Here is a 21475-nt window from a genome sequence, read left to right as displayed (position 1 = left end):
GTCCCTCCGTTCGCTTCCATCAGGTCGTCATCACTCAAGGTCTCGTCAACTCGGTTTCGCCGGATGGGAGTCGGGCGTGCCCGGCGAGCGCGACCCGCTCGGCCGCCGCTCCGGTCAGCACGAAGACCGCGGCCGCGCCGATCCAGCCGACGGCGCCCGAGCCGAGCAGCAGCCCGGTGACCACCACCGGCCCGAGCACCCGCTGCCCGGCCAGGCCGAGGCCGAAGACCGCCAGGTAGCGGCCGCGCGCCTGCGGCGGGGCGAGCACGATCGACAGGTTCCAGGTGGCCGAGGTGCTGACCACCTCGCCCACCGACAGCGCCACGATCGCCAGCACCAGCAGCGCGATCGACGCCCCGCCGTGCACCGCGCCCGCCGCCGCGAAGCACAGGCTGCAGACGGCCATCGCCGCCCCGCCCCACAGCAGCATCCGGCTGCTGCGCCGCACCTCGTCGGCCAGCCGGCTCACCGGCAGCTGGGCGACCACCACCAGCACGGTGTTGAGCGCGTACAGCACCGACACCATCGCGTGCGGCGCGCTGGTGTGGTCCAGCACCCAGACCGGCATCGCGACCAGCAGCAGCACGTCGAAGAAGGAGAGCAGGAAGTTGAGGCCGGTCAGGGCCAGGTAGTGCCGGTCCGGCAGGGCCCGGGGGCCGTCGCCGGGGCGGTGCGCGACGGCGGCCGGCCGGGCCGGGGCCGGCACCCGCAGCACCAGGACGGCACCGCCCAGGAACGCCGCGGTGATCAGCACCATGGTGATCCGGTAGGCCTCGACGGTGTCCAGGGTGAGCGTCACCCCGCCGGCCATCGCGCCCAGCCCCAGGCCGATGTTGCGCACCACGTTGACCAGGCCGAGCAGCCGGCTGCGGTCGCGCTGTTCCGGCAGCGCGGCCGCGACCAGTGCCTGGAGCACCGGCGGCCCGGCCCGGTCGAAGGCCACCGAGAACAGGGTGACCAGCAGGTACTGCCAGAGGTCCGTCACGAACGCGAAGGCGAGGAAGCACAGTCCGCGCCCGGCGTACACGGTGGCGAGCACCTGCCGGGCGCCGTGCCGGTCGGCGAGCACCCCGGCCAGCAGCGAGCCGGCCAGGGCGGCGGCGCCGGCCACCGCCAGGCCGGTCGCCACCTGGTTGGCGCTCAGCCCGACGTGCCGGGTGAACCAGGCGATCGAGCTGGCGGTGAACAGGCCGATGCCCAGGGACTGGACGAGCGCGGCCAGGGCCAGTCGGCGCCCTTCGGCGGAGAGCTCCCGCAGACCGACCGGCCGCCGCATCACTCCGCCCCGAAGTCGAAGTCGACCAGGTCGGTCAGCTCCATCTCGCGCACGATCCGGCGGATCCCGGAGAAGTCGCGCACCAGCAGGTTGTTGCCCGCGGCGCGCCGGCAGTCCTCGACGATCTCGTCGGCCTTCTCGAACCCGGCGTGCTTCAGGATGCCGGGCCAGACCGCGAAGTCCTGGGCGACGAAGGCGTTGAGGGCCTCGGGCAGGGCCTTCACGAAGGCCCGCTGCTGCTCCTGGTTCAGGTGGGTGTAGAGGCCCTTGGCGACCTCGACCATGACGGAGGAGTGGGCGGACTCGTCCCGGGCGTGCAGCCGGGGCACCAGGGCGTGCAGCGGCTGCACGGTCTCGTCCCGGGAGAGCAGCTCCAGGTAGGCGTTGACGCTGATCTCCGAGACGGTCGTCCAGACCAGCTTGAGCAGGTCGCGCTCCCACTTCTCGGACACCTCGGCCTCGGCCTCCAGCAGCCGGCGGTAGGTGACGGTGTGCGGGTAGGCCGGCTCGACGGTCACCTCTCGCAGCTCGCGGGTGCGCTGCATGGCGACCATGTGCATGTAGGTGTGCCAGACCTCGTCGACGTGGGTCTGCTGCACGGCCCGCTTGGTGTGCACGCCGTCGGCGCCGGGGAAGACGCCGTGCATGATCATCGCGAAGGTCGGGTTGGCGACGTACTCCTCGGCCGCGATGACCCGCTCGTTGTAGACCAGCCAGGCCAGCGTCTGCACGGTCTGCCGCTGCTCCGGGGTGGCGGCCAGCCACAGCGGGTGCTCGGCGAAGGGGAGCAGCCGCTCGGGGTAGTCGGGCAGCGCGGCGTCGTACTCGTCCGGGTCGGGATCGGTGACCTTGTCCAGGTCGGTCCGTACGGTGGCCCGGCGCGGCCAGGAGTTGGCGAGCCGGCGCAGTACCGACTCGTCGATGCCGTGCGCGTGCTCGTGCCCGTCCTCGGCCGTGGCCTCGGGGGTGTCGGTGTCGGGCAGCAGGTCGGTCAACGGTCCTCCTCCTTGCGGGAAACCGCGTCGATGACGTCGGCGAGCAGGGTGATGCCGTGCACCAGCCGGTCCTCGGCCAGCACGATCGGCGGCATGATCTTGAGCACCTGGCCGCTCGCACCGGTGGTCTCCACCAGCAGTCCGGCCGCGAACGCGGCGCGGGACACCTTGTCGGCCAGGGCCGGGTCGGTGAAGCCGAGGCCGCGGATCAGGCCCCGGCCGCGCGGGGTGCAGCCGAGCGCGGCGAACCGGCGCGCGAGGTCGGCCAGCAGGCCGTCCAGCACCTCGACCCGCTCGGCCAGGCCCTCGGCGAAGGCCGGGTCGGCCCAGTGGTCCAGGCAGGCGGTCGCGGTGACGAAGGCCAGGTTGTTGCCGCGGAAGGTGCCGCTGTGCTCGCCCGGCCCGAGCTGGTCCAGCTCCGGCTTGACCAGCACCAGCGCCATCGGCAGCCCGTACCCGCTGATCGACTTGGACAGGCAGACCAGGTCCGGGGTGATCCCGGACTCCTCGAAGCTGAAGAAGGTGCCGGTGCGGCCGCAGCCGGCCTGGATGTCGTCGACGATCAGCAGGATGTCGCGCTCCCGGGCCAGCTGCGCCAGCCGGCGCAGCCACTCCGGGCTCGCGGTGTTCAGGCCGCCCTCGCCCTGCACGGTCTCCACCACGAAGGCCGCGGGCCTGTCGATGCCGCTGCCCGGGTCGTCCAGCATCCGGGTCAGGTAGTCGATGGTGTCGACGCCCTCGCCCGCGAAGCCCTCGTACGGCATCCGCACCACGTTGCCCAGCGGGACGCCCGCCGCGCCGCGCTTGAACGCGGTGGCCGAGGCGGCGAGGGCGCCCAGCGAGAGGCCGTGGAAGCCGCCGGTGAAGGCGATGATGCCGGTGCGCCCGGTGGCCCTGCGGACCGTCTTGAAGGCGGACTCGATCGCGTTGGTGCCGGTCGGGCCGGTGAACTGCACCCGGTACGACAGGCCGCGCGGGGCCAGGACGACCTCCTGGAAGCGCTCCAGGAAGCGGCGCTTGGCGCCGGTGTGCAGGTCCAGGCCGTGCACCGGGCCGTCGGCGAGCAGGTAGTCGACCAGCGCCTGACGGGCGGCGGCCGGGTTGTGACCGTAGTTCAGCGCGCCGGCGCCGGAGAGGAAGTCCAGGTACTCGCGGCCGTCCTCGTCCCACATCCGGTGCCCGCTCGCCCGGGTGAACACCGCCGGGAAGCGCCGGCAGTAGGTGCGGATCTCGGACTCCAGCTGGTCGAACACCGCCGTACCGGCGGGGGTGGTCGTGGTCATCGGGCGCTCCAGGGCTCGGTCGCGGAGATCCGGGCGGTCTCCTCGGGGGTCAGGGCGGTGCGCGGCGAGAGCGGGAAGCGGCCGTCCAGGGTGAGCCCGATCAGCTCCCGCATCCGGTCCGCGATCAGCTCCGGGGTGTAGGCGGCGGGCGCGTCGGCGGCCTCGATCACCGCGGTCGGCGGGAAGAACCGGCCGCCGCGGGCCGGGCGGACCACCGCGTCCCAGATGTTGAGGCTCTGCCCGCCCCACTCGGCCCGGCCGCTGAACACCGAGTACAGCGGGATCCCGTCCCGGTCCGGACGGCTCAGCGCCTGGTTGACGGGCTCGCTGACCATCTCGACGATCAGGCCGGCCGCGCCCGCGTCCCGCACCCGCCGGGCCTGGGCGAACATCCGCTCGGCGCCCTCGACGCTGTCGCCGTGCCGGCTCAGCTCGCCGCGCTGCGGGGTGTAGCCGAGGTGGCCGAGGGTGGTGCCGCCGGTCAGTGCGAGCGCCTCCAGGCAGTCCAGGTCGCCGTCGCCGGCCAGCTCGACCTTCACCGCGTCGGCGCCGGCCGCCCGGAACCGCTCGCCGGCGGCGAGGGCGGCCGCGGGGCTCGCGGTCGCGCCGTCCGGCAGGTCGGCCAGCAGGAAGGGCCGGCGGGTCGCGGGGAAGGAGGAGTCGAGCGCCTTGCGCACCTCCGCCACCAGCCCGACCAGCGTGGCCAGCGCCCACTCGCGCTCGGCGTCGTCCGCCAGCACGGTGCTCGACCGGCCCAGGTGGGTCATGAAGTAGGAGTCGCCGACCATCACGCACTCCAGCGGGCAGTCGACCAGCTCGGGCGTCTCCAGTGCCCCGGCGAGGCCCTCCACCTCGTAGCCCCGGTAGGCGTTGACCTTGAGGCCGACGCGCGCCGGAGCGGAGTAGCGGCGCAGGAACGGAGCGATGCCGGAATGATCCAGGACCGCCGTCTCAGTGCTCATCGATGCCCTCCCCGTAGATCTTGTTGATGCGGTCGATCGCCTCCGCCACCAGCTGCGGCTGGGCGGCGGTGAAGCAGAGCCGGGCCCAGTCGGCGCAGTGGGCGCCGAACACCCGGCCGGGGGCCAGTCCCACGCCCAGCTCGGCGCAGCGGCGGACGAACCGCTCGCCGTCGCCGTACCCGGCCAGGTCCAGGAAGGTGTACAGACCGCCGGAGACCTTGGTGTGCGGGACCTCCAGCTTGGAGTCGGCGAGCCACCAGGCCGCGGCGGCCCGGTCGCGGCGCCGGGCCAGTTCCTCGGCCGGGGTGCGCAGCGCCTCGTACGCGGCGAACTGGGCGGCGCTGGAGACCGAGTAGAGCGAGTGCAGGGACCACTTGGTCAGCGGCTCGGCCAGGCCGGGCGGCGAGACCAGGAAGCCCACCCGGGCGCCGGGCATCGCGTAGGTCTTGCTGCAGCTGTACACCGAGAAGGTGCGCTCGGCGGCCCGCCCGACGGTCGCCGGGTCGGTGAAGCCGGCCCGGGTGAAGTCGTAGTTCTCGTAGGCGTTGTCGGCGATCAGCCACAGGTCGTGCCGCTCGGCCAGCGCGGTGAGCGCCTCCAGCTGGGCGTCGGTCAGCCGGTAGCCGGTCGGGTTGTTGGGGTTGTTGAAGTAGATCGCGCGGGTGCGGCCGGTCACCGCCCGCTCGATCACCGCGAGGAAGTCGAAGCCCGGGTCGGCGCTGAGCTCCAGGAAGACCGGCACTTCGCGCGGCACCCCGCCGGCCGCCCACACCAGGCCGGTGGCGAACAGCCACTGCGGGGACAGCACCAGCACCTCGTCGCCCCGGTCGAGGATCGCGTGCAGGACGACCGAGACGGCGTGCGTGCCGCCGTTGGAGACCAGCACCTGGGCCGGCTCGACCGGGCTGCCGCGGCGGGCGGACAGGTGCTCGGCGAAGGCCTCGCGCAGCTGCCGGACGCCGCCGGGCGGGGCGTGCTGGTGGGAGGCGGTGGCGAACTCCGCGGGGCTCCACGGCCGGGGGCGGGCGCACGGCTCGAAGACCGTCTTGCCCTGGTGCAGGCCGATCGGGGCCAGGTCGCCGCTGCGGCTGAGCAGTTCCTCCACCCGGACCAGGGGGGAGGGGGGAATCTCTCTGAGGTCTCGCGCCAGTGACGGCATGCTCGGGTGCTCCTCGCTTATCGGATGGCGGACGTCGTTCAGGGAGCTCCGGTACGTCAGTTGCGGGCCGCGCCGTGGGCGGGGCGGTCCAGCCCGAGGTGGTCGCGCAGTGTCGTGCCCTCGTACTCGGTGCGGAACAGGCCCCGGCGCTGGAGCTCGGGGACGACGAGGTCGGCGAAGTCCGTCAGGCCGTCGGGCAGCACCGGCGGCATGACGTTGTAGCCGTCGGCCGCCCCGCCGGTGAACCACTCCTCCATCGCGTCCGCGATCTCCTGCGGGGTGCCGATCAGCACCCGGTGGCCGCGGCCGCCGGAGACGGACTGGTAGAGCTGCTTGATGGTCAGCCCCTCGCGCCGGGCCTTGTCGTAGACCAGCCGCTGCCGGCTGGTGCTGCCCTGGGTCTCGGGCAGTTCGGGCAGCGGTCCGTCCACCGGGCAGCCGGAGACGTCGACGTCGCCGAGCAGCTGGGTGAGCAGGCCGAACCCGACCACCGGGTCGACGAGTTCCTGCAGCACGGCGTACTTGTCCTCGGCCTCGGCGCGGGTGCGACCGACCACCGGGAACAGCCCCGGCATGATCTTCACCTGCTCCGGGTCGCGGCCGTGGCCGCGGACCTGCTCGCCCATCGCCCGGTAGAAGGCCCGGCCCTCCTCCAGCGTCTGGCTGGCGGTGAAGATCACCTCGGCCCACCGGGCCGCGAAGTCCTGGCCGTCGGCGGAGGCGCCGGCCTGCACCAGCACCGGGTAACCCTGCGGCGGGCGGGCGACGTTGAGCGGTCCGGCGACCGAGAAGTGCTCGCCCTTGTGACCGAGGACGTGCAGCTTCTCGGGCTGGAAGAAGCGCCCGCCGTCCTTGTCGTACAGGAAGGCGTCGTCCTCCCAGCTGTCCCACAGGCCGGTGACCACCTCCATGAACTCGCGCGCCCGGTGGTAGCGGACCGCGTGGTCCGGCTGGGCTTCCCGGTTGAAGTTGCGGGCCTCGGCGTCGGTCACCGAGGTGACGATGTTCCAGGCCGCCCGCCCGGCGCTCAGGTGGTCGATCGAGGCGAACTTGCGGGCCAGGTGGAACGGCTCGTTGTAGGTGGTGGAGGCGGTCGCGGCCAGCCCGATCCGCTCGGTGGACACCGACAGGGCGGACAGCAGGGTGATCGGGTCGAACTGCAGGAACCGGCCCCAGCGGCTGAGTTCGTCCGCGTCCTGGTACGGCGTGCGGATGCCGACGCCGTCCGCGACGAAGAACATGTCGAACTTGGCCCGCTCGGCGGTGCGCACCAGGTCCCGGTAGTGGCTGAAGTCCAGACCGCCGTCCGCGCGCGCCGTCGGGTGCCGCCAGGAGGCGACGTGGTACCCGGGGACGAGCATGAACGCCCCCAGCTTCATCATCCGTCGTGTCCCGCCCATGACCTTTCCCTCCCTGTCGGTTGCCGATCGTGCCGATTCGCCGGGTCGCTCATGCGCCGGGTGCGGACGTCTCCCGGGTCACGCCCCAGTGGGTGTCGTCGGAGGGCAGCGCCGTCAGACCCCAGTGGGTGTCGTCCGTCGCCCTCGCCAGGCCCCAGTGGGTGTCGTCGTCCGACTGGCCGGCCGTACCGGCGACGGCCAGGACCGCCATCGCGCCGGCGGCCAGGCCGAGCAGGGCGCGGGTCAGGATCCGGGTCTTCGTCATTGCGCTCTCCCCCATGTGCTTCCGGGTGTGGTTCCCCGGTCGTCCCGCCGGGCGGCCCCGGCTGGGAACAGTCCAGTCCGGTGCGCTTTCCAACCACCTTCCACGCGACCCGATCGGCGCCGGAGCATCGAAAGGCGATCAGAAGGACTCCAGTAGGGGGTTGCGCCAGGGCCCGTCCGGGCGGGAAACGCGACGGTGCCCGGCCCCCTCGGATGTCGAGGGGACCGGGCACCGGGCGTGGGGTGCCGGGCGTCAGGCCTTGACGCGCAGGACGAACTTGCCGGTCGAGTCGCGGCGCTCCAGGATCTCGTGGGCCTTCACGGCGTCCTCAAGGGCGAGTTCGGTGGTCTCGATCCGGACGGCGCCGGTGGCGAGCTGGCGGGCGGCCTCCACCAGGTGGCCGTGGACCAGGTCCGGCTGCTGGTCGGCGAGGCCGCCGATGTTGTAGCCGGCCACGGTCTTGGCGGTGTACCACATCTGGTTGGCCTCGTAGGTGTGGTCCTGCTGCGAGGCGTTGCCGTAGACGACGTGGCGGCCGAGCGGGGCCAGCAGGTCCAGGGCCTTGGCCCGGACCGGTCCGCCGATCGAGTCCAGCAGGATGTCGACGCCGCGGCCGCCGGTCAGCTCGGGGATGCGCTGCTCCAGCTCGTCGTAGGTGAGCACCTCGTCGTAGCCGAACTTCTCCTTGGCGAACGCGGCCTTCCCGGCGCTGCTCACCGCGCCGTGGACGGCGCCGGCGCCGAGGTTGCGGGCGATCTGCGCGGCGCCGCTGCCGACGCCGCCGGCGCCGGCCAGCACCAGGACGCTCTCGCCCTCGCGGACCCGGGCCACGTCGTGCAGGATCGCCCAGGAGACCGGCAGGTTGCAGGGGAAGGCGGCGGCGACGGGCGCGGGGATGGCGTCCAGCTCGCCGTCGAGCGCGACGGTCAGCCGCTCGCGGGCCACCGCGACCTCGGCGTAGCCGCCGCCGGCCAGGGTGAGCGCGGCGACCCGCTGGCCGGGGCGCAGGTTGGTCACGCCCTCGCCGACGGCGCGGACGGTGCCGGTGACCTCCAGGCCGGGGACGTGCGGGGTGCCGGGCTGGAACTGGCCGCGACGGAACATCACCTCGGCGAAGTTGACGCCCGCGTACTCGACGTCGATCGAGACCTCACCCGCGCCGGGCTCGGGGACCTCGACGTCGACGAGGGTCAGGACCTCGGGGCCGCCGTAGCTGTCGAAACGGATGGCGCGCATGGAAAGCCTCCTGGCTGCTGTGCTGCTGCGTAGCTGGGTGAACTGCTGGATGCCGCCGGGTACTTCGGGGTACTGCGGCGGACTTCGGGGTACTTCGGTGGACCGCTTCGGCCGCTTCGAGCTGCTTCGCGCCGGTTCCGGGCGCGTCGAGCCGCCGATCAGCGGTCCGGTCGGTCGGGGCGCGCCCGCCCGGGCCGGGGGAACCCGGGCGGGCGCGAGGGTGGGATGGTCGGTCGGTCAGTGCTGCGACGCGCCGTGGCCGGGCAGCCGGGCCCAGCCGTCGCGCTCGGCGTGTTCGGCCAGCACCGGGTCGTCGCCCACCACCGTGGGGTGGCCGACGAGTCGGAGCAGGTCGAGGTCGGAGGAGTGGTCGCCGTAGGCGTGGCACTCCTCCGGGTCGAAGCCCGCCCGGTCGAGGAGCTCGCGGGCGGCGACGGCCTTGGCCGCGCCGATCATCGGCCGCTCCAGTTCACCGGTGAGGATCCCGTCGGCCACCAGCGGGCGGCTGCACAGGACGGTGTCGGCCGAGACGTGGCGGGCGATCGGGTCCAGGCAGCCGGGGAAGGACCCGGAGACCAGGACGGTGTGGTGGCCCTGCTCGGTGTGGCGCCGGAAGGCGGCCAGGGCGGGGGCGTGGAAGAACTCCCCCGCCTCGGCCCGCCGCCGGAACCACTGCTCGCCCTGCTCGGCGAGTTCGGCCTCCCGGACGCCGGCGAACAGCCGGTAGTACGCCCGGTTCACCTCCTCGCGCGGCACGCCCTGCTCCGCGAGCCGGCGCAGGGCGCCGTGGTCCCGCGCGTAGTCGGACTCCGGCCTGCCCTCGACCTGGTACCGGAAGGCCAGGAAGTCGAACATGCTCTTGACGTTGATCAGGGTCTCGTCGACGTCGAAGAAGGCCGCGGGGCCGGTCGGGAGGGTCACTGGGTGCTCCTGGTGTTCGTCATGGCGTCCGGGGGCGGTCGGCACGGTCAGACCGAGCCGACGCCGGTCAGCTCGTCGTCCCGCTCCTGCCCGGTACGGGCGAGGCGGACCTGCTCGACCGTGCGGGCCGCGCGCTTGCCCTCCTTCTGCGAGATCAGGTCGCTCTCGAAGGCGGTGAACTCGACCCGGGACAGCGAGGCGCGGGAGCCGCCCTGGTTGACGGAGATCTCGACGCCGAAGGACAGCCGCTCCGGGTTGTCGATGCCGGCCTTGAGGATCTCGTAGTCGACGGTGGCGTCCAGCGGGAACAGGAAGTTCTCGAAGTCCGTGTCGAAGCTCTTGATCACGTAGTAGTACTGCCGCTCCGGCCAGGCCGAGGCGTAGAAACGCTCGGTGACTGCCAGGAACATCTGCCGGGCCGCCTCGATGATGATCATGCCCTGGATGTGCTGCCCGGTGGTGTGGTCCAGGAGCAGCTCGTTGTCGTTGTCCAGTCTCAGGTCCGCCTGATAGCGCAGCGCGTCGATCTGGCGGAGCCCGGCGATCAGGACGTTCTGCTCGCGGTGCTTGTGCGCCTCGTCCCGGTAGGCCAGGTTCGGCAGCAGCTCCGGCACCGAGATGCGGTCGGCGGCGCCGTAACGGGCGATCTCACGGGCCACCCAGTCCCACTCGTAGGAGCTCATGCCCTGACCGTTGATGAGCGTCAGACGCAGCTCGGGGTCACTGTAGCGCCCCGCCTGCAGCTCCTTGACGAACCCGCCGGCGGTGGCCACCCCGTCGTTCGCGGCCAGCGCCCCGAAACGGTCGCCCACCAGGTACAGAACCTCGGTCCGATGCGTCATGGCAATGCCCCCATACACGTGAAGTGCGCTTGGCGCGCGTCTCTGACCAGGCAAACAGGCCCGGATGACAGTCCCCTCCCGCCTTCCTGACGGGAGGCCAGACGTCAGGACAGTATCAGTATCCGTACTCAGCTTACGACCCTGTTTCACATCAAGAGTTTCCCAAGTATCCAGAACACCGGTTCCGGACCGCCTTGACTCCCGCCGCGCCGAACCTATAGCGTCCCCTGCCGTAAGTAAGAACCCTGATATCAAACAGGGTGCTTGCTCCCAATCGAACTCATCGACATCATCGACATCGGAGTCATCGACCCATGAAGAGCTACCCACGCACCACGCTCGCCGCGGTGTGCATCGCCGGCGGGCTGCTCCCCGCCTCGCTCACCGGCGCCTCGGTGGCCCTGCCGAAGATCGCCACCGACCTGGGCGCGGGCCTCGGACCGCTCCAGTGGGTGGTCAACGGCTACAACCTGACCTTCGCCAGCTTCATGCTCGCCTGCGGCGCCATCGCCGACCTGGTCGGCCGCCGCCGGATGCTGGGCATCGGCATCACGCTCTTCGGCCTGTGCTCCCTGGTCAGCGGCGTCAGCAACAACATCTACCTGCTGGACGGAGCCCGCCTGCTGGCCGGTGCGGCCGCCGCCGCGGTGCTCACCGCCGGAAGCGCCGTGCTCGCCACCACCTTCTCCGGCCCCGCGCAGGCCAAGGCCTTCGGCGTCCTCGGCTCCTCCTTCGGAGTCGGCCTCGCACTCGGCCCCTCCACCTCCGGCCTGCTGGTCTCCTCCTTCGGCTGGCGCTCGGTCTTCCTGCTGCACGCCGCGATCGACCTCGCGCTGCTGCTGGCCCTGCCGCGCATCGCCGAGTCCCGTGACCCGGGCGCCCGCGGCGTCGACTGGGGCGGCACCGTCACCTTCACCACCAGCCTCGCGCTGGTCACCCTCGCCATGGTCGAAGGCCCCCAGCAAGGCTGGGCCAGCCCCGTCGTGCTCGGCCTGCTGGCCGGCTTCGTGCTGCTGCTCGCCCTCTTCGTCCTGGTCGAACTGCGCCAGGAGCGCCCGATGTTCGACATGACCCTGTTCACCCAGGGCCGCTTCGTGGCGATCTGCTTCGTGCCGGTCGCGCTCGCCTTCGGCTTCGTCTGCCTGCTGGTCTTCCTGCCCTCCTACTTCATGGGCGCCAACCGCTTCACCAGCTCCGAGGCCGGCGCCGTGATGCTGCTGCTCACCGCCCCCGTGCTGGTCTTCCCGATCATCGCCGGGCACCTCTCCCGCAAGATCTCGGTCCGCAACCTGCTGGCCGTCAGCCTGCTGCTGGTCGCCGGCGGCGCCGCCTGGCTCACCACCATCCACCCGGGCGTCGGCGTGGCCGGCCTGATCGGCCCGTTCCTGATCATCGGCACCGGCGTCGGCATCTCCTTCGGCCTGCTGGACGGCGCCGCGATCGGTTCCGTCCCGCCGGAGCGCGCCGGTATGGCCGCGGGCATGTTCAACACCATGCGCCTGGCCAGTGAGGCCATCGCCATCGCCGGCATGGGCTCCGTCCTGGTCAGCCTGGTCAGCTCCAACCTCTCCGAGAACCTCGACTCCTACGGCAGCGGCTTCACCGGCAACCCGGACGGGCTCGCCGCCAAGGTCGCCCAGGGCAACCTGGCCGACCCGGAGTCCGGTGTCGCCGAGGCCGGCCGCCAGGCCTTCCACACCTTCCTCGCCGACGGCTACACCGACGCGCTGCGCACCGTGCTCTGGATCCTGGCCGGCGTGGCCGCGCTCAGCGCCCCGCTGATCGCCGTGATGCTCCGGGACCGCAAGGCCGCCGCCCCCGCCGCGGTGATCGCCGCGGAGCCCGAGGAGACCCCCGAGCCCGTCGGCGCCGGGCACTGACGCCCCGACGCGCGGATCAGTCGAGCGACCGGTCCGGGAGGGGCGCGGTGAACCCGCCGCCCCGCCCGGACCGCTCCGGCTGAACCCCCTCGCCCCGGCCCCCGGGTACCCTCCTGCACCCTCGAAAGGGAAAGATCGTGCACAGCCGTCAACTCGGCCCCACCGGCCTCAGCGTCGGGGCCATCGGCCTCGGCTGCATGGGAATGACCGCCTTCTACACCACCGGCGGCTACGACGAGACCGCCTCCGTCGGGGTCGTCCACCGCGCCCTCGACGAGGGCATGACCCTGATCGACACCGCCGACGTCTACGGCCCCCACACCAACGAGGAGCTCCTCGGCCGCGCCCTGGCCGACCGCCGCGAGCGCGCCGTGCTGGCCACCAAGGTCGGGCTCGTCCAGGAGCCGGACCGGCCGATGTACCGCAACGGCCGCCCCGAGCACATCCACGCCTCGATCCGCGCCTCGCTCAAGCGCCTCGGCACCGACCACGTCGACCTGTACTACCTGCACCGGGTGGACCCTGACGTCCCGCTGGCGGAGTCCTGGGGCGCGATGGCCGAGCTGGTCGAGGCCGGGCTGGTCCGCGGCATCGGCCTGTCGGAGGTCGGCGTGGACGAGCTGAACACCGCCCGGGCCGTCCACCCGGTGGCCGCCGTGCAGACCGAACTGTCGCTGTGGAGCCGGGAGGTGCTCGACGACGTCCTGCCCTGGTGCTCGGCCAACGGCGCCGCCTTCGTCCCGTACTCCCCGCTCGGCCGCGGCTTCCTCACCGGCGGCTACACCAGCCCGGACGCCTTCGCCCCGGACGACTACCGCACCGCCAACCCGCGCTTCGCCCGGGAGGCCTTCGCCGCCAACCTCGCCATCGTCGAGACCCTGCGGCGGGTCGCCGAGCGGCACGGCGCCACCCCCGGGCAGGTCGCGCTGGCCTGGACCCTCGCCCAGGGCGAGCAGGTCGTCCCGATCCCCGGCACCAAGCGCCTCGGCCACCTCACCGAGAACGCCGGCGCGGCCGACCTGCTGCTCTCCGACGCCGACCTCACCGAACTGGACTCCGCCCCGGCCCCGGTCGGCTCGCGCTACTGACGCACCGCCACCTCACTTCCCCCACGTTCCTCCCCCACGGCTCCACCCCCCGAACCGCACCAACCACGAGAGAGAGACCTTCCATGGCACAGCAGCGCACCCTGGGCACCGCGGGCCCAGCCGTCGGCCCGATCGGCCTGGGCTGCATGGGGATGAACTGGGTGTACACCTCCCAGCTGCAGAGCCCCCAGGAGTCGATCGGCGCCATCCGGCACGCCGTCGACCTCGGCATCACCCTGCTCGACACCGCCGACCTCTACGGCCCCTTCACCAACGAGGAGTTGCTCGGCGAGGCGCTCCGGGGCGGCCTGCGCGAGCGCGTGGTGCTCGCCACCAAGGGCGGCCTGAAGGCCGGCCCCGAGTCCCGCCTCGGCTCGGTGCAGGTGGCCGCCGACGGCCGCCCCGAGCACCTGCGCGCCGCGGTGGAGGGCTCGCTGCGGCGCCTGGGCACCGACCGGATCGACCTCTACTACCTGCACCGGGTCGACCCGAGGGTCCCGCTCGCGGAGAGCTGGGGCGCCCTGGCCGAACTCCAGCAGGCCGGAAAGATCGTGCAGTTGGGCCTCTCCGAGGTCTCCGCCACCCAGCTGGACGAGGCGTACGCGATCGCCCCGGTCGGCGCCGTCCAGTCCGAACTGTCGGTGTGGAGCCGCGACCCGCTGGCCGAGGTGCTGCCCTGGTGCGAGGCCCACGGCGCCGCCTTCGTGCCGTTCTCCCCGCTCGGCCGCGGCTTCCTGGCCGGCCGCTTCGACGGCGACAACGCGCCTGACCAGGACGACTTCCGGGCCCGGCTGCCGCGCTTCCAGGAGGAGGCCCGGGCCCAGAACCTGCGGATCGCGGACGGCATCAAGGAGATCGCCGCGCGGCACTCCGCCACCCCCGCCCAGGTCGCGCTGGCCTGGACGCTGGCCCAGGGCGAGCACGTCGTGCCGATCCCCGGCAGCACCCGCCGGATCCACATCGAGCAGAACGCCGCGGCCGCCGAGGTCCGGCTGAGTATCGCCGATCTGGCCGAATTGGACTCTCTCCCGGCTCCGGTGGGAACCCGCTACTGACTTGTCCCGCAGACGAGTTCGTTTTCCGAGTTGTAACTCAGGGCTCTACGAAGTATTAAGGTTCTGAGTAGCAGCTCAGGTTCCGACCACCGAGGAGGCCCCCGTGGCTCCCACCGACCAGGACGTCCCCTCCACCAGGCTGGGACACCTCCTCAAGCAGTGCGAGCAGACCATGATGTCCGCGCGCGGCCGGGCACTGCGCTCGGTCGGCCTCACCGTGCCGCAGTACCTCACCCTGCGCGTCCTCGCCGAACACCCCGACGCCTCCGGTGCGCAGCTGGCCCGGCACTGCCTGGTCACGCCGCAGACCATGGCCACCCGGCTGGCGTCACTGGAGGCGCGCGGGCTGGTCCGGCGCCAGGTCTCCTCGGTCCACTCGCACGTCTTCACCGCGCGACTGACCGAGCAGGGGCGGGCACTCGCCGTACAGGGCGAGGCGGCCGAGGAGACCGCCGAGCAGCGGTTGGTCAGCTCGTTCCTCGCGGAGGAGGTGGTGGTGTTCCGCTCGCTGCTGCGGCGCGCCGTGGCGGCGGTAACCGCCCCGGACGCCGATCGGGCTGGCTCGAATCAGTTCGTGCGTAGCGACTGATCAGCCCACTGATGTACCTTAAAGTCCGAATAATCCACAGAGGGGGGTAGTCAGGGATGCGATCACTGTGACCGAAAACAGTTCCAACCAGCCGGCCTCGGCACCGCTCGACTTCCACGACCGCTTGGGCCATGCCATCAAGCGCGCGGAACAGGCGCTGATCGGCGAGAAGACGCGGGCGCTGCGCACCGTCGACCTGACGGTGCCGCAGTACGTGACCCTCCTCGTGCTCCAGCAGTCGTCCGGGATGTCCGGGGCCCAGCTGGCCCGGGAGTGCATGGTCACGCCGCAGACCATGACGACGATCCTGACCAACCTGGAGAACAAGGGCCTCATCACTCGTGAGACCTCAAGCGTGCACCAGAAGGTCCTCGTGGCCAAGCTCACCCGGACCGGCCGCGCACTGGCGAAGAAGGCCGACACACTGGCCCGCGGCGTCGAGCAGCGGCTCACCGACGCCTTCGACGACACCGAGCAGGCCCAGCTGCGCGAGCTGCTGGAACGCTCGGCGGCGGCGCTGCGCAAGACCGACTGACCAGCGCGACACCAGTACGAGACCGGGCGGAAGGCCGCCCCCTGGACGCCCGATCACCACCCGGGGCGCCGAGGGGGCGGCCTTTCCCATGTCCGGACCCGGGCGCGGGGCACCGGTCCGGCGCCGTACGCCGACCGCCGGACATCTCATGATCCGGACATAACCAAGAACTCACCTACTCATTAACATTGCGATACTAGCTAAATCATTGACCTAAGTCAGACCTCTGATACTGTATCGATCATGCAGACAGCGCAGGAGCACGCGTCGTCCATCGGCATCCTCGGCACCGGGGCACACCTGCCCGCGACCGCCGTCGACAACACCCTGGTCGGCTCCCGAGCCGGCGTGACCGCCGAGTGGATCCACCGCAAGACCGGCATCGGCGAACGGCGTTACGCCGCCGAGGGCGAGGCCACCTCCGACCTCGCCGCCCACGCCGCCCGGGCCGCCCTCGAAGACGCCGGGATCCGCCCCGGCCAGCTCGACCACATCCTGGTGGCCACCTCCACGCCCGACCACCCGCAGCCCGCCACGGCCGCCATCGTGCAGGACCTGATCGGCGCCGAGCAGGCCGCCGCCTTCGACCTCAACTCGGTCTGCAGCGGCTTCGCCTTCGCCCTGCACACCGCGCACCGCCTGATCGCCGGCGGCGGCCACGCCCTGGTGATCGGCGCCGACGTCTACTCCCGGATCATCGACCCCGCCGACCGCCGCACCGCCGTCCTGTTCGGCGACGGCGCCGGCGCCGTCGTCCTCGGCCCCGTACCGGACGGCTACGGCATCCAGGCCTCCCGGCTGGAGACCTACGGCCGCCACCACCGCACCATTCGGGTCGCGGCCGGCGGCAGCCGCCGCCCCGCCTCCGCCGAGACCCTGGCCGAGGGCGCCCACTGGTTCTCGATGGACGGCCGCGAGGTCCGCGAGTTCGTCACCGACCGACTCCCGCTCTCCGTCAAGGAACTGCTCCGCGAGGCGGACCGGACCGGTGCCGAGGTCGACCACTTCGTGCCGCACCAGGCCAACGGCCGGATGCTGGAGGACATCCTCCCCTCGCTCGGCCTGGAGCGCGCCCGCACCCATCTCACCGTCGCCGAGTACGGCAACACCGGGGCGGCGTCCATCCCGATCACCCTCGACGCCGCCAACCGCGCCGGCGCACTGGGCGACGGCGAACTGGTGCTGCTCTCCGGCTTCGGCGGCGGCATGTCGATCGGCAGCAGCCTGCTGCGCTGGCACCGCCCGTAACACCGGCGCCGCCCACCCGACCCCGGAACCCGCACCGGCCCCCGGCCGGAAACCGGCGCGTATCCGCCCGAGACCCGTACGAGAGAAGAGACGTGACCAGCAGCGCCGACCCCACCGCTCCCCGCCCCACCGGCAGACGGCCCGTACTGATCGTCGGCGCCGGCCCGGTCGGACTCACCTCCGCGGCCGAACTGCTGCGCCGCGGTATCGACATCGAGCTCGTCGACCGAGCCCCCGCACCCTCCGCACTCACCAAGGCCCTGCTGGTCTGGCCGCGCACCCTGGAGGTGCTGCGCCACCTCGCCGACCCGGCCGACACCGCCGCCCGCAGCCTGCCCGTCGACGCCTTCCACTACTACTCCGAGGGCCGCGAGATCGCCACGCTCGACCTGACCGGTCGCGCCCAGCCGGTGATCCTCCCCCAGCCCGAGATCGAGGACCTCCTCGGCGACGCCGTCACCCGCCTCGGCGGCCGCGTCGAGCGCGGCACCGCCCTCACCGCCCTGGAGCAGCACCCCGACCACGTGGTCGCCGTCCTGCGCGAGGCCGACGGCACCGAGCGGCGCGCCGAGTACGCGTACGTCCTCGGCTGCGACGGCGCCGGCAGCACCGTCCGCGAACTGCTCGGCCTCAGCTTCGACGGCCTCACCTACCCCAACACCTTCATGCTGGTCGACGCCTACGTCGACGGCCCGCTCAAGCACGACGCCGCCCACTACTTCTGCTCCTCGCGCGGCGTGCTGGTCATCATCGGCCTGCCCGGCGGCCGCTCCCGGGTCTTCACCTCGCTCCCGCCCGGCCTCGCCCCCGAGGACGCCACCCTGGAGCTGATGCAGCAGGTCGTGGACGAGCGCGGACCGGGCGGCCTCACCCTGCGCGACTCCGCCTGGACCAGCACCTTCGCGGTGCACGCCCGGCACGTCGAGCGCTACCGCGAGGGCCGGGTTTTCCTGGTCGGCGACGCCGCCCACATCCACAGCCCGGCCGGCGGCCAGGGCCTCAACACCGGTGTCACCGACGCCCAGAACCTCGCCTGGAAGCTCGCCCTGGTCTGGCGCGGCGAGGCCGGCGCCGCCCTGCTCGACAGCTACCACACCGAGCGCACCCAGGTCGCCCGCGCCGTCGTCCGCCAGGCCGACCTGCAGACCCGTGCCTGGCTGCTGCGCAAGCCCGCACAGGTCACCGCCCGCGACCGGGCCGCCGGCTTCGCCTCCCGGCTGAACCTCTTCGACCTCGACTACATCCCCTGGCTGGCCGGCCTGCGCACCGTCTACGGCGAGGGCCGGGAGACCAGGCTGCGCAGCTGGAAGCTGTGGGGCGACCGCTTCGTCCCCGGAGCCCTCACCCCCGACCGCGCGGTCTGGGACCGCCGGCTCGGCCGTCGGCTGCCGCTGCGCGAGGCCCTCTCCGACCTGCGGCACACCCTGCTCGTCGAACTGCCCGGCACCGCCCTGCCGCCGCGGGTCGCCCGGGCCCTGGAGGACGCCGGGAAGCGCCACCCCGGCCTGGTGGACGTCCGGGTGCTGGACGCCACCGGCACCCTGCACGAGGACGCGGAGCCCGCGGACCGGCCCGGCGCCGGGCCGCGCGGGGCGACCCGCGGCGCCGTGGTGCTGGTCCGCCCCGACCAGCACGTCCACGCCCGGGTCCCGCTGCACGAGGCGCACCGCATCACCGCCCTGCTCGACGGGGCGCTGCACCACCCGGCCACCGCCCGCTGACCCCCCTCGAAGGACACCCGATGCGCTTCGACCCACCGCCCCGGATAGCCGCCGCGGTCGCCTGGCTCCCCCCGACCACGGACACCGCGGCCGCGGCGGTCGCCGAGGGCCGGGTCACCTCCGAGAATGCCGCGAAGGACGGCTACCTCGAACTGCCCGTCAGCGACTGGCAGTCGGGCCCCGAGATGGCCGTCCTCGCCGCCGCCAAGGCGATCGGCGAGGCCGGCTGCCTGTCCGAGACCATCGGCCTGGTCGCCCACGCCTGGATCTACCACCAGGGGCACGACTTCTGGTCGCCCGCCCACTACGTCGCCCAGCACTCGGGCGCCGTGCGGGCGGTGCCGGTCGGCGTCCAGCAGATGTGCAACGGCGGGGCCACCGCCGTCGAACTGGCGGCCGTCCGGCTCGCCGCCGATCCGCTGCTGGAACGGGCCCTGGTCACCACCGGCGACCGCTTCGCCGCCCCCGGCTTCGACCGCTGGCAGGGCGACTACGGCGTCGCGTACGGGGACGGCGCGACCGCGCTCGTCCTGGACCGTGAGCGCGGCCCGTACCGGCTGCTCGCCGCGTACACCGCCGCCGCCCCCGACCTGGAGGTCATGCACCGCGGCCACGACTCCTTCTCCACCGCACCCCGCGCCAACGGCGAGACCGTCGACATCCGGCGCACCAAGAAGGCCTTCCTCAGCGACGGCCACGGCCCGCACTTCGCCGCCACCGCGGGCGCGGGCGTCGTCCGGGCGGTCCGCGGCGCCCTCGCCGACGCCGGCCTCACCCCCGACGACCCCCGGCTCAGCCACCTGCTGCTCCCCCGGCTCGGCCGCACCGTCCTGGAGACCGCCTACCTCCCGGCCGTCGAGCAGCTCGGCCTGGCCGGCGTCGAGGTGCTCGACCTGGGCGCCCGCACCGGACACCTGGGAGCCGGCGACGCCTCCGCAGGCCTGGCCGAACTCCACGCCCGCGGCCTGCTCGAACCCGGCCGGATCGCCATCCTGCTGAGCGCCGGAGCCGGCTTCACCTGGACCGCCCTGCTCGTCGCCGCCGAGTGACCGAGCGACCAGCCACCGACCGACCACGAGGAACCCGATGTCCCACACCCCCGCCGCCGCCCTGACCCCCGGCACCGTCCTGGTGCTGGTGGACCTCCAGCAGTGGATCGTCAGCCGCCCGGTCGCCCCGCTGACCGGCCCCGCCGTGGTCCGCTCCGCCGCCCGGCTGAAGACCGCCTTCGAGGCAGCCGGCCTGCCCGTGGTCCTGGTCCGCTACGCCCGCATGGACGGCAGCGACGGCGGCCCCGACTCCCCCTTCAACCGCTTCGCCCCCGAGGTCGCCGCCCGCCCCGGCAACGAGGTCGTCACCAAGTACGGCATCGACGCCTTCGCCGGCACCGCCCTCGCCGACCGCCTCAACCGCCTCGGCGCCACCGACCTCGTCGTCGCCGGCATCGCCACCGAGTACGGCGTCGGCGAAACCGTCCGCACCGCCGTCACCCTCGGCTACCGCACCACCGTCGTCGAGGACGCCGTCGCCGCCCTCTCCACCCCCGGCCACGCCGCCGCCATCGACGCCTTCCACCGCATGGGCGTCACCCTCACCCGCACCGACGCCCTCCTCACCCCGACCGCCTGACGCCCGCCGTCGAACCCCCACCCGCCCACCACGCACCGGGACCACCCGACAACCCATCGGCCCCCGTCCGGGACACCGTCCCCGGGCGGGGGCTCATCGCTGCCTCCACGGCCCGGCCACCCCGGCGCCCCCACGGCGACCTGGGGGCGGCGGCGCGGGCGCAGGTGGCGGGCAGGACCGCGGCCGTCGCCGCCGCAGCCGTGGCCGGCGGCGGATCGGCCGTCCGGTCGGCTGTCCGGTCAGAGGTGCGGCGAGGTCGGGTCGCCGCCGAGGCGGAGGGTGCCGACGGCGTCGAGGACGGCTTCGGCGGAGGCGACGTGGCGGCTTGCGGTGATGATGTCGCGCAGGCAGCGGTCGAGGGGGGTGCGGTCGGTGTAGACGGCGGCGGAGCCGGCCAGGTCGTAGAGGTACTGGACGGCTTCGCGGCAGGCGCGGTGGGCGAACTGGCGAGCGAGGGCGGCGGTGCCGCGCTCGGGGGTGTGGCCCGCGGCCTGGGCGGCCCAGGCGCGGTCCAGGGTGGTGTACACGTAGGCGTCGGCGGCGCCGATGAGGGCTTCGGCGTGGGCGAGGTCGGCCGGGGCCGAGGGCCTGGGGAGGGCGGTGCCGCGGGCGGTGAGGAGTTCGCGGGCGCTGGTCAGGGCGGACCGGGCGATGCCGAGGGGGATGCCGGCCATCTTGAGGGCGAGGTTGTCGGCGCGCAGGTGCAGGGGCTGCGGCCGGGTGCCGGCGGGTGCGAGGGCGAAGGTGTGGCGGTCGGGGACGTAGAGGCCGGTGACCTCGAAGTCGTGGGAGCCGGTGCCGCGCAGGCCGGTGGTGTGCCAGGTGTCGCGGACCCGGGCGTGGGCGGCGTCGAGGACGGCGATCCGCGGGGTGCCGTCCGGGGTCCGGAACCCGGCCATCACCCGGTCGGCGTGGGTGATCCCGCTGGCGTGGGTCCACCGGCCGGAGAGGAGGTATCCGCCGTCGAGCCGGACGGACCGCCCGGCCGGGGGCAGCACGGTGGCGGTGATGAGGTCCGGGTCGGGGAACAGTTCGGCGAACGCGTCGGCGGGCAGCGAGACCACGGCCAGCGCGGCGTTCAGCGCGACGGCCGCGCACCAGGCGACCGAGGCGTCCCCCTCCGCCAGCAGGTCGACGGCGCGGGTCAGTTCGGGCGCGGTCAGCTCGACCCCGCCGAGGGCGGGCGGCAGGGCGGCGCGCAGCAGTCCGGTGGCCTTGAGGCCGTCGAGGAGCTCGGCGGGGATCCGGCCCTGCCGCTCGACTTGCGCCGCGCTCGTCGGCAGGCCCGCGGCGTACGCCCGGACCCGCTCCAGCACGGTGGCGGCGGTGGGGCCCTCCCCGGGTGCGCGGGGCGGCAGTTCCACGACGGTGGTCATCCGGTCCTCCTGGAG

20 protein-coding genes are annotated in these 21475 nt (G+C 73.2%); 9 read left to right on the top strand and 11 right to left on the bottom strand.

Translation table 11 applies throughout. From position 1 onward, the window contains the following. Nucleotides 1-34: 34 nt before the first annotated feature. The 10 genes from ACFV1W_RS09040 to ACFV1W_RS08995 form a co-directional block, all read right to left on the bottom strand. Nucleotides 35-1276, bottom strand: coding sequence for an MFS transporter (locus ACFV1W_RS09040; RefSeq protein ID WP_380414505.1), 1242 nt, complete (start codon nucleotides 1274-1276; stop codon nucleotides 35-37). Then, nucleotides 1276-2271 carry a diiron oxygenase gene (locus ACFV1W_RS09035; RefSeq protein WP_380414504.1) on the bottom strand — a complete coding sequence of 332 codons (996 nt, stop codon included), beginning with the start codon at nucleotides 2269-2271 and terminating at the stop codon, nucleotides 1276-1278. The genes ACFV1W_RS09040 and ACFV1W_RS09035 overlap by 1 nt, the downstream gene beginning before the upstream one ends. Beyond that, nucleotides 2268-3554 (bottom strand): diaminobutyrate--2-oxoglutarate transaminase, encoded by a 1287-nt coding sequence (gene ectB, locus ACFV1W_RS09030; RefSeq protein WP_380414503.1) that lies wholly within the window; start codon nucleotides 3552-3554, stop codon nucleotides 2268-2270. The genes ACFV1W_RS09035 and ectB overlap by 4 nt, the downstream gene beginning before the upstream one ends. Continuing rightward, entirely contained in the window at nucleotides 3551-4516 is a 966-nt protein-coding gene (locus tag ACFV1W_RS09025) for a 3-methyl-2-oxobutanoate hydroxymethyltransferase (protein WP_380414501.1), read from the bottom strand. Before ACFV1W_RS09025 ends, ectB begins: the two co-directional genes overlap by 4 nt. Then, the gene (locus tag ACFV1W_RS09020; RefSeq protein WP_380414499.1) at nucleotides 4506-5675 is read right to left on the bottom strand and encodes a pyridoxal phosphate-dependent aminotransferase; all 1170 of its coding nucleotides are present in this window, start codon (nucleotides 5673-5675) and stop codon (nucleotides 4506-4508) included. The genes ACFV1W_RS09025 and ACFV1W_RS09020 overlap by 11 nt, the downstream gene beginning before the upstream one ends. A gap of 56 nt (nucleotides 5676-5731) precedes the next feature. Then, nucleotides 5732-7075 (bottom strand): LLM class flavin-dependent oxidoreductase, encoded by a 1344-nt coding sequence (locus ACFV1W_RS09015; protein WP_380414497.1) that lies wholly within the window; start codon nucleotides 7073-7075, stop codon nucleotides 5732-5734. 49 nt (nucleotides 7076-7124) lie between these two features. Further along, a complete protein-coding gene (locus tag ACFV1W_RS09010; protein WP_380414495.1) occupies nucleotides 7125-7340 on the bottom strand; it encodes a hypothetical protein in 216 nt (71 codons plus the stop codon). Between the two features lie 252 nt (nucleotides 7341-7592). Then, a complete protein-coding gene (locus tag ACFV1W_RS09005) occupies nucleotides 7593-8576 on the bottom strand; it encodes a zinc-binding alcohol dehydrogenase family protein (protein WP_380414493.1) in 984 nt (327 codons plus the stop codon). Nucleotides 8577-8813: 237 nt separating this feature from the next. Continuing rightward, nucleotides 8814-9497: an HAD family hydrolase gene (locus ACFV1W_RS09000; RefSeq protein ID WP_380414491.1), complete on the bottom strand. Its 684-nt coding sequence runs from the start codon at nucleotides 9495-9497 to the stop codon at nucleotides 8814-8816. 47 nt (nucleotides 9498-9544) lie between these two features. Beyond that, nucleotides 9545-10339 (bottom strand): AfsA-related hotdog domain-containing protein, encoded by a 795-nt coding sequence (locus ACFV1W_RS08995; protein WP_380414489.1) that lies wholly within the window; start codon nucleotides 10337-10339, stop codon nucleotides 9545-9547. A 314-nt stretch (nucleotides 10340-10653) separates the two neighbouring features. Here ACFV1W_RS08995 and ACFV1W_RS08990 point away from each other — a divergent pair, with 314 nt between their 5' ends. The 9 genes from ACFV1W_RS08990 to ACFV1W_RS08950 all read left to right on the top strand — a co-directional run bounded on the left by ACFV1W_RS08990 (nucleotide 10654) and on the right by ACFV1W_RS08950 (nucleotide 20084). Continuing rightward, nucleotides 10654-12219, top strand: coding sequence for an MFS transporter (locus tag ACFV1W_RS08990; protein ID WP_380414487.1), 1566 nt, complete (start codon nucleotides 10654-10656; stop codon nucleotides 12217-12219). A 137-nt stretch (nucleotides 12220-12356) separates the two neighbouring features. Further along, nucleotides 12357-13307, top strand: coding sequence for an aldo/keto reductase (locus tag ACFV1W_RS08985; protein ID WP_380414485.1), 951 nt, complete (start codon nucleotides 12357-12359; stop codon nucleotides 13305-13307). 83 nt (nucleotides 13308-13390) lie between these two features. After that, entirely contained in the window at nucleotides 13391-14362 is a 972-nt protein-coding gene (locus tag ACFV1W_RS08980; RefSeq protein ID WP_380414483.1) for an aldo/keto reductase, read from the top strand. 103 nt (nucleotides 14363-14465) lie between these two features. Continuing rightward, a complete protein-coding gene (locus tag ACFV1W_RS08975) occupies nucleotides 14466-14951 on the top strand; it encodes a MarR family winged helix-turn-helix transcriptional regulator (RefSeq protein ID WP_380414482.1) in 486 nt (161 codons plus the stop codon). 67 nt (nucleotides 14952-15018) lie between these two features. Continuing rightward, nucleotides 15019-15486, top strand: coding sequence for a MarR family winged helix-turn-helix transcriptional regulator (locus tag ACFV1W_RS08970; protein WP_380414480.1), 468 nt, complete (start codon nucleotides 15019-15021; stop codon nucleotides 15484-15486). 243 nt (nucleotides 15487-15729) lie between these two features. Beyond that, complete coding sequence (locus ACFV1W_RS08965) at nucleotides 15730-16734, top strand: 3-oxoacyl-ACP synthase III family protein (protein WP_380414478.1); 1005 nt, start codon at nucleotides 15730-15732, stop codon at nucleotides 16732-16734. Between the two features lie 92 nt (nucleotides 16735-16826). Further along, a complete protein-coding gene (locus ACFV1W_RS08960) occupies nucleotides 16827-18455 on the top strand; it encodes an FAD-dependent monooxygenase (protein ID WP_380414476.1) in 1629 nt (542 codons plus the stop codon). 20 nt (nucleotides 18456-18475) lie between these two features. Continuing rightward, nucleotides 18476-19504 carry a ketoacyl-ACP synthase III family protein gene (locus tag ACFV1W_RS08955; RefSeq protein ID WP_380414474.1) on the top strand — a complete coding sequence of 343 codons (1029 nt, stop codon included), beginning with the start codon at nucleotides 18476-18478 and terminating at the stop codon, nucleotides 19502-19504. A gap of 37 nt (nucleotides 19505-19541) precedes the next feature. Next, nucleotides 19542-20084 (top strand): cysteine hydrolase family protein, encoded by a 543-nt coding sequence (locus ACFV1W_RS08950; protein WP_380414472.1) that lies wholly within the window; start codon nucleotides 19542-19544, stop codon nucleotides 20082-20084. Nucleotides 20085-20323: 239 nt separating this feature from the next. Here ACFV1W_RS08950 and ACFV1W_RS08945 read toward each other — a convergent pair whose 3' ends face one another. Then, nucleotides 20324-21460, bottom strand: coding sequence for an acyl-CoA dehydrogenase family protein (locus tag ACFV1W_RS08945; protein WP_380414470.1), 1137 nt, complete (start codon nucleotides 21458-21460; stop codon nucleotides 20324-20326). Nucleotides 21461-21475 lie beyond the last annotated feature (15 nt).

The organism is Kitasatospora sp. NPDC059648, from assembly GCF_042734825.1.
GTDB lineage: Bacteria > Actinomycetota > Actinomycetes > Streptomycetales > Streptomycetaceae > Kitasatospora.
This window is presented reverse-complemented; position numbering and strand designations above follow the sequence as displayed.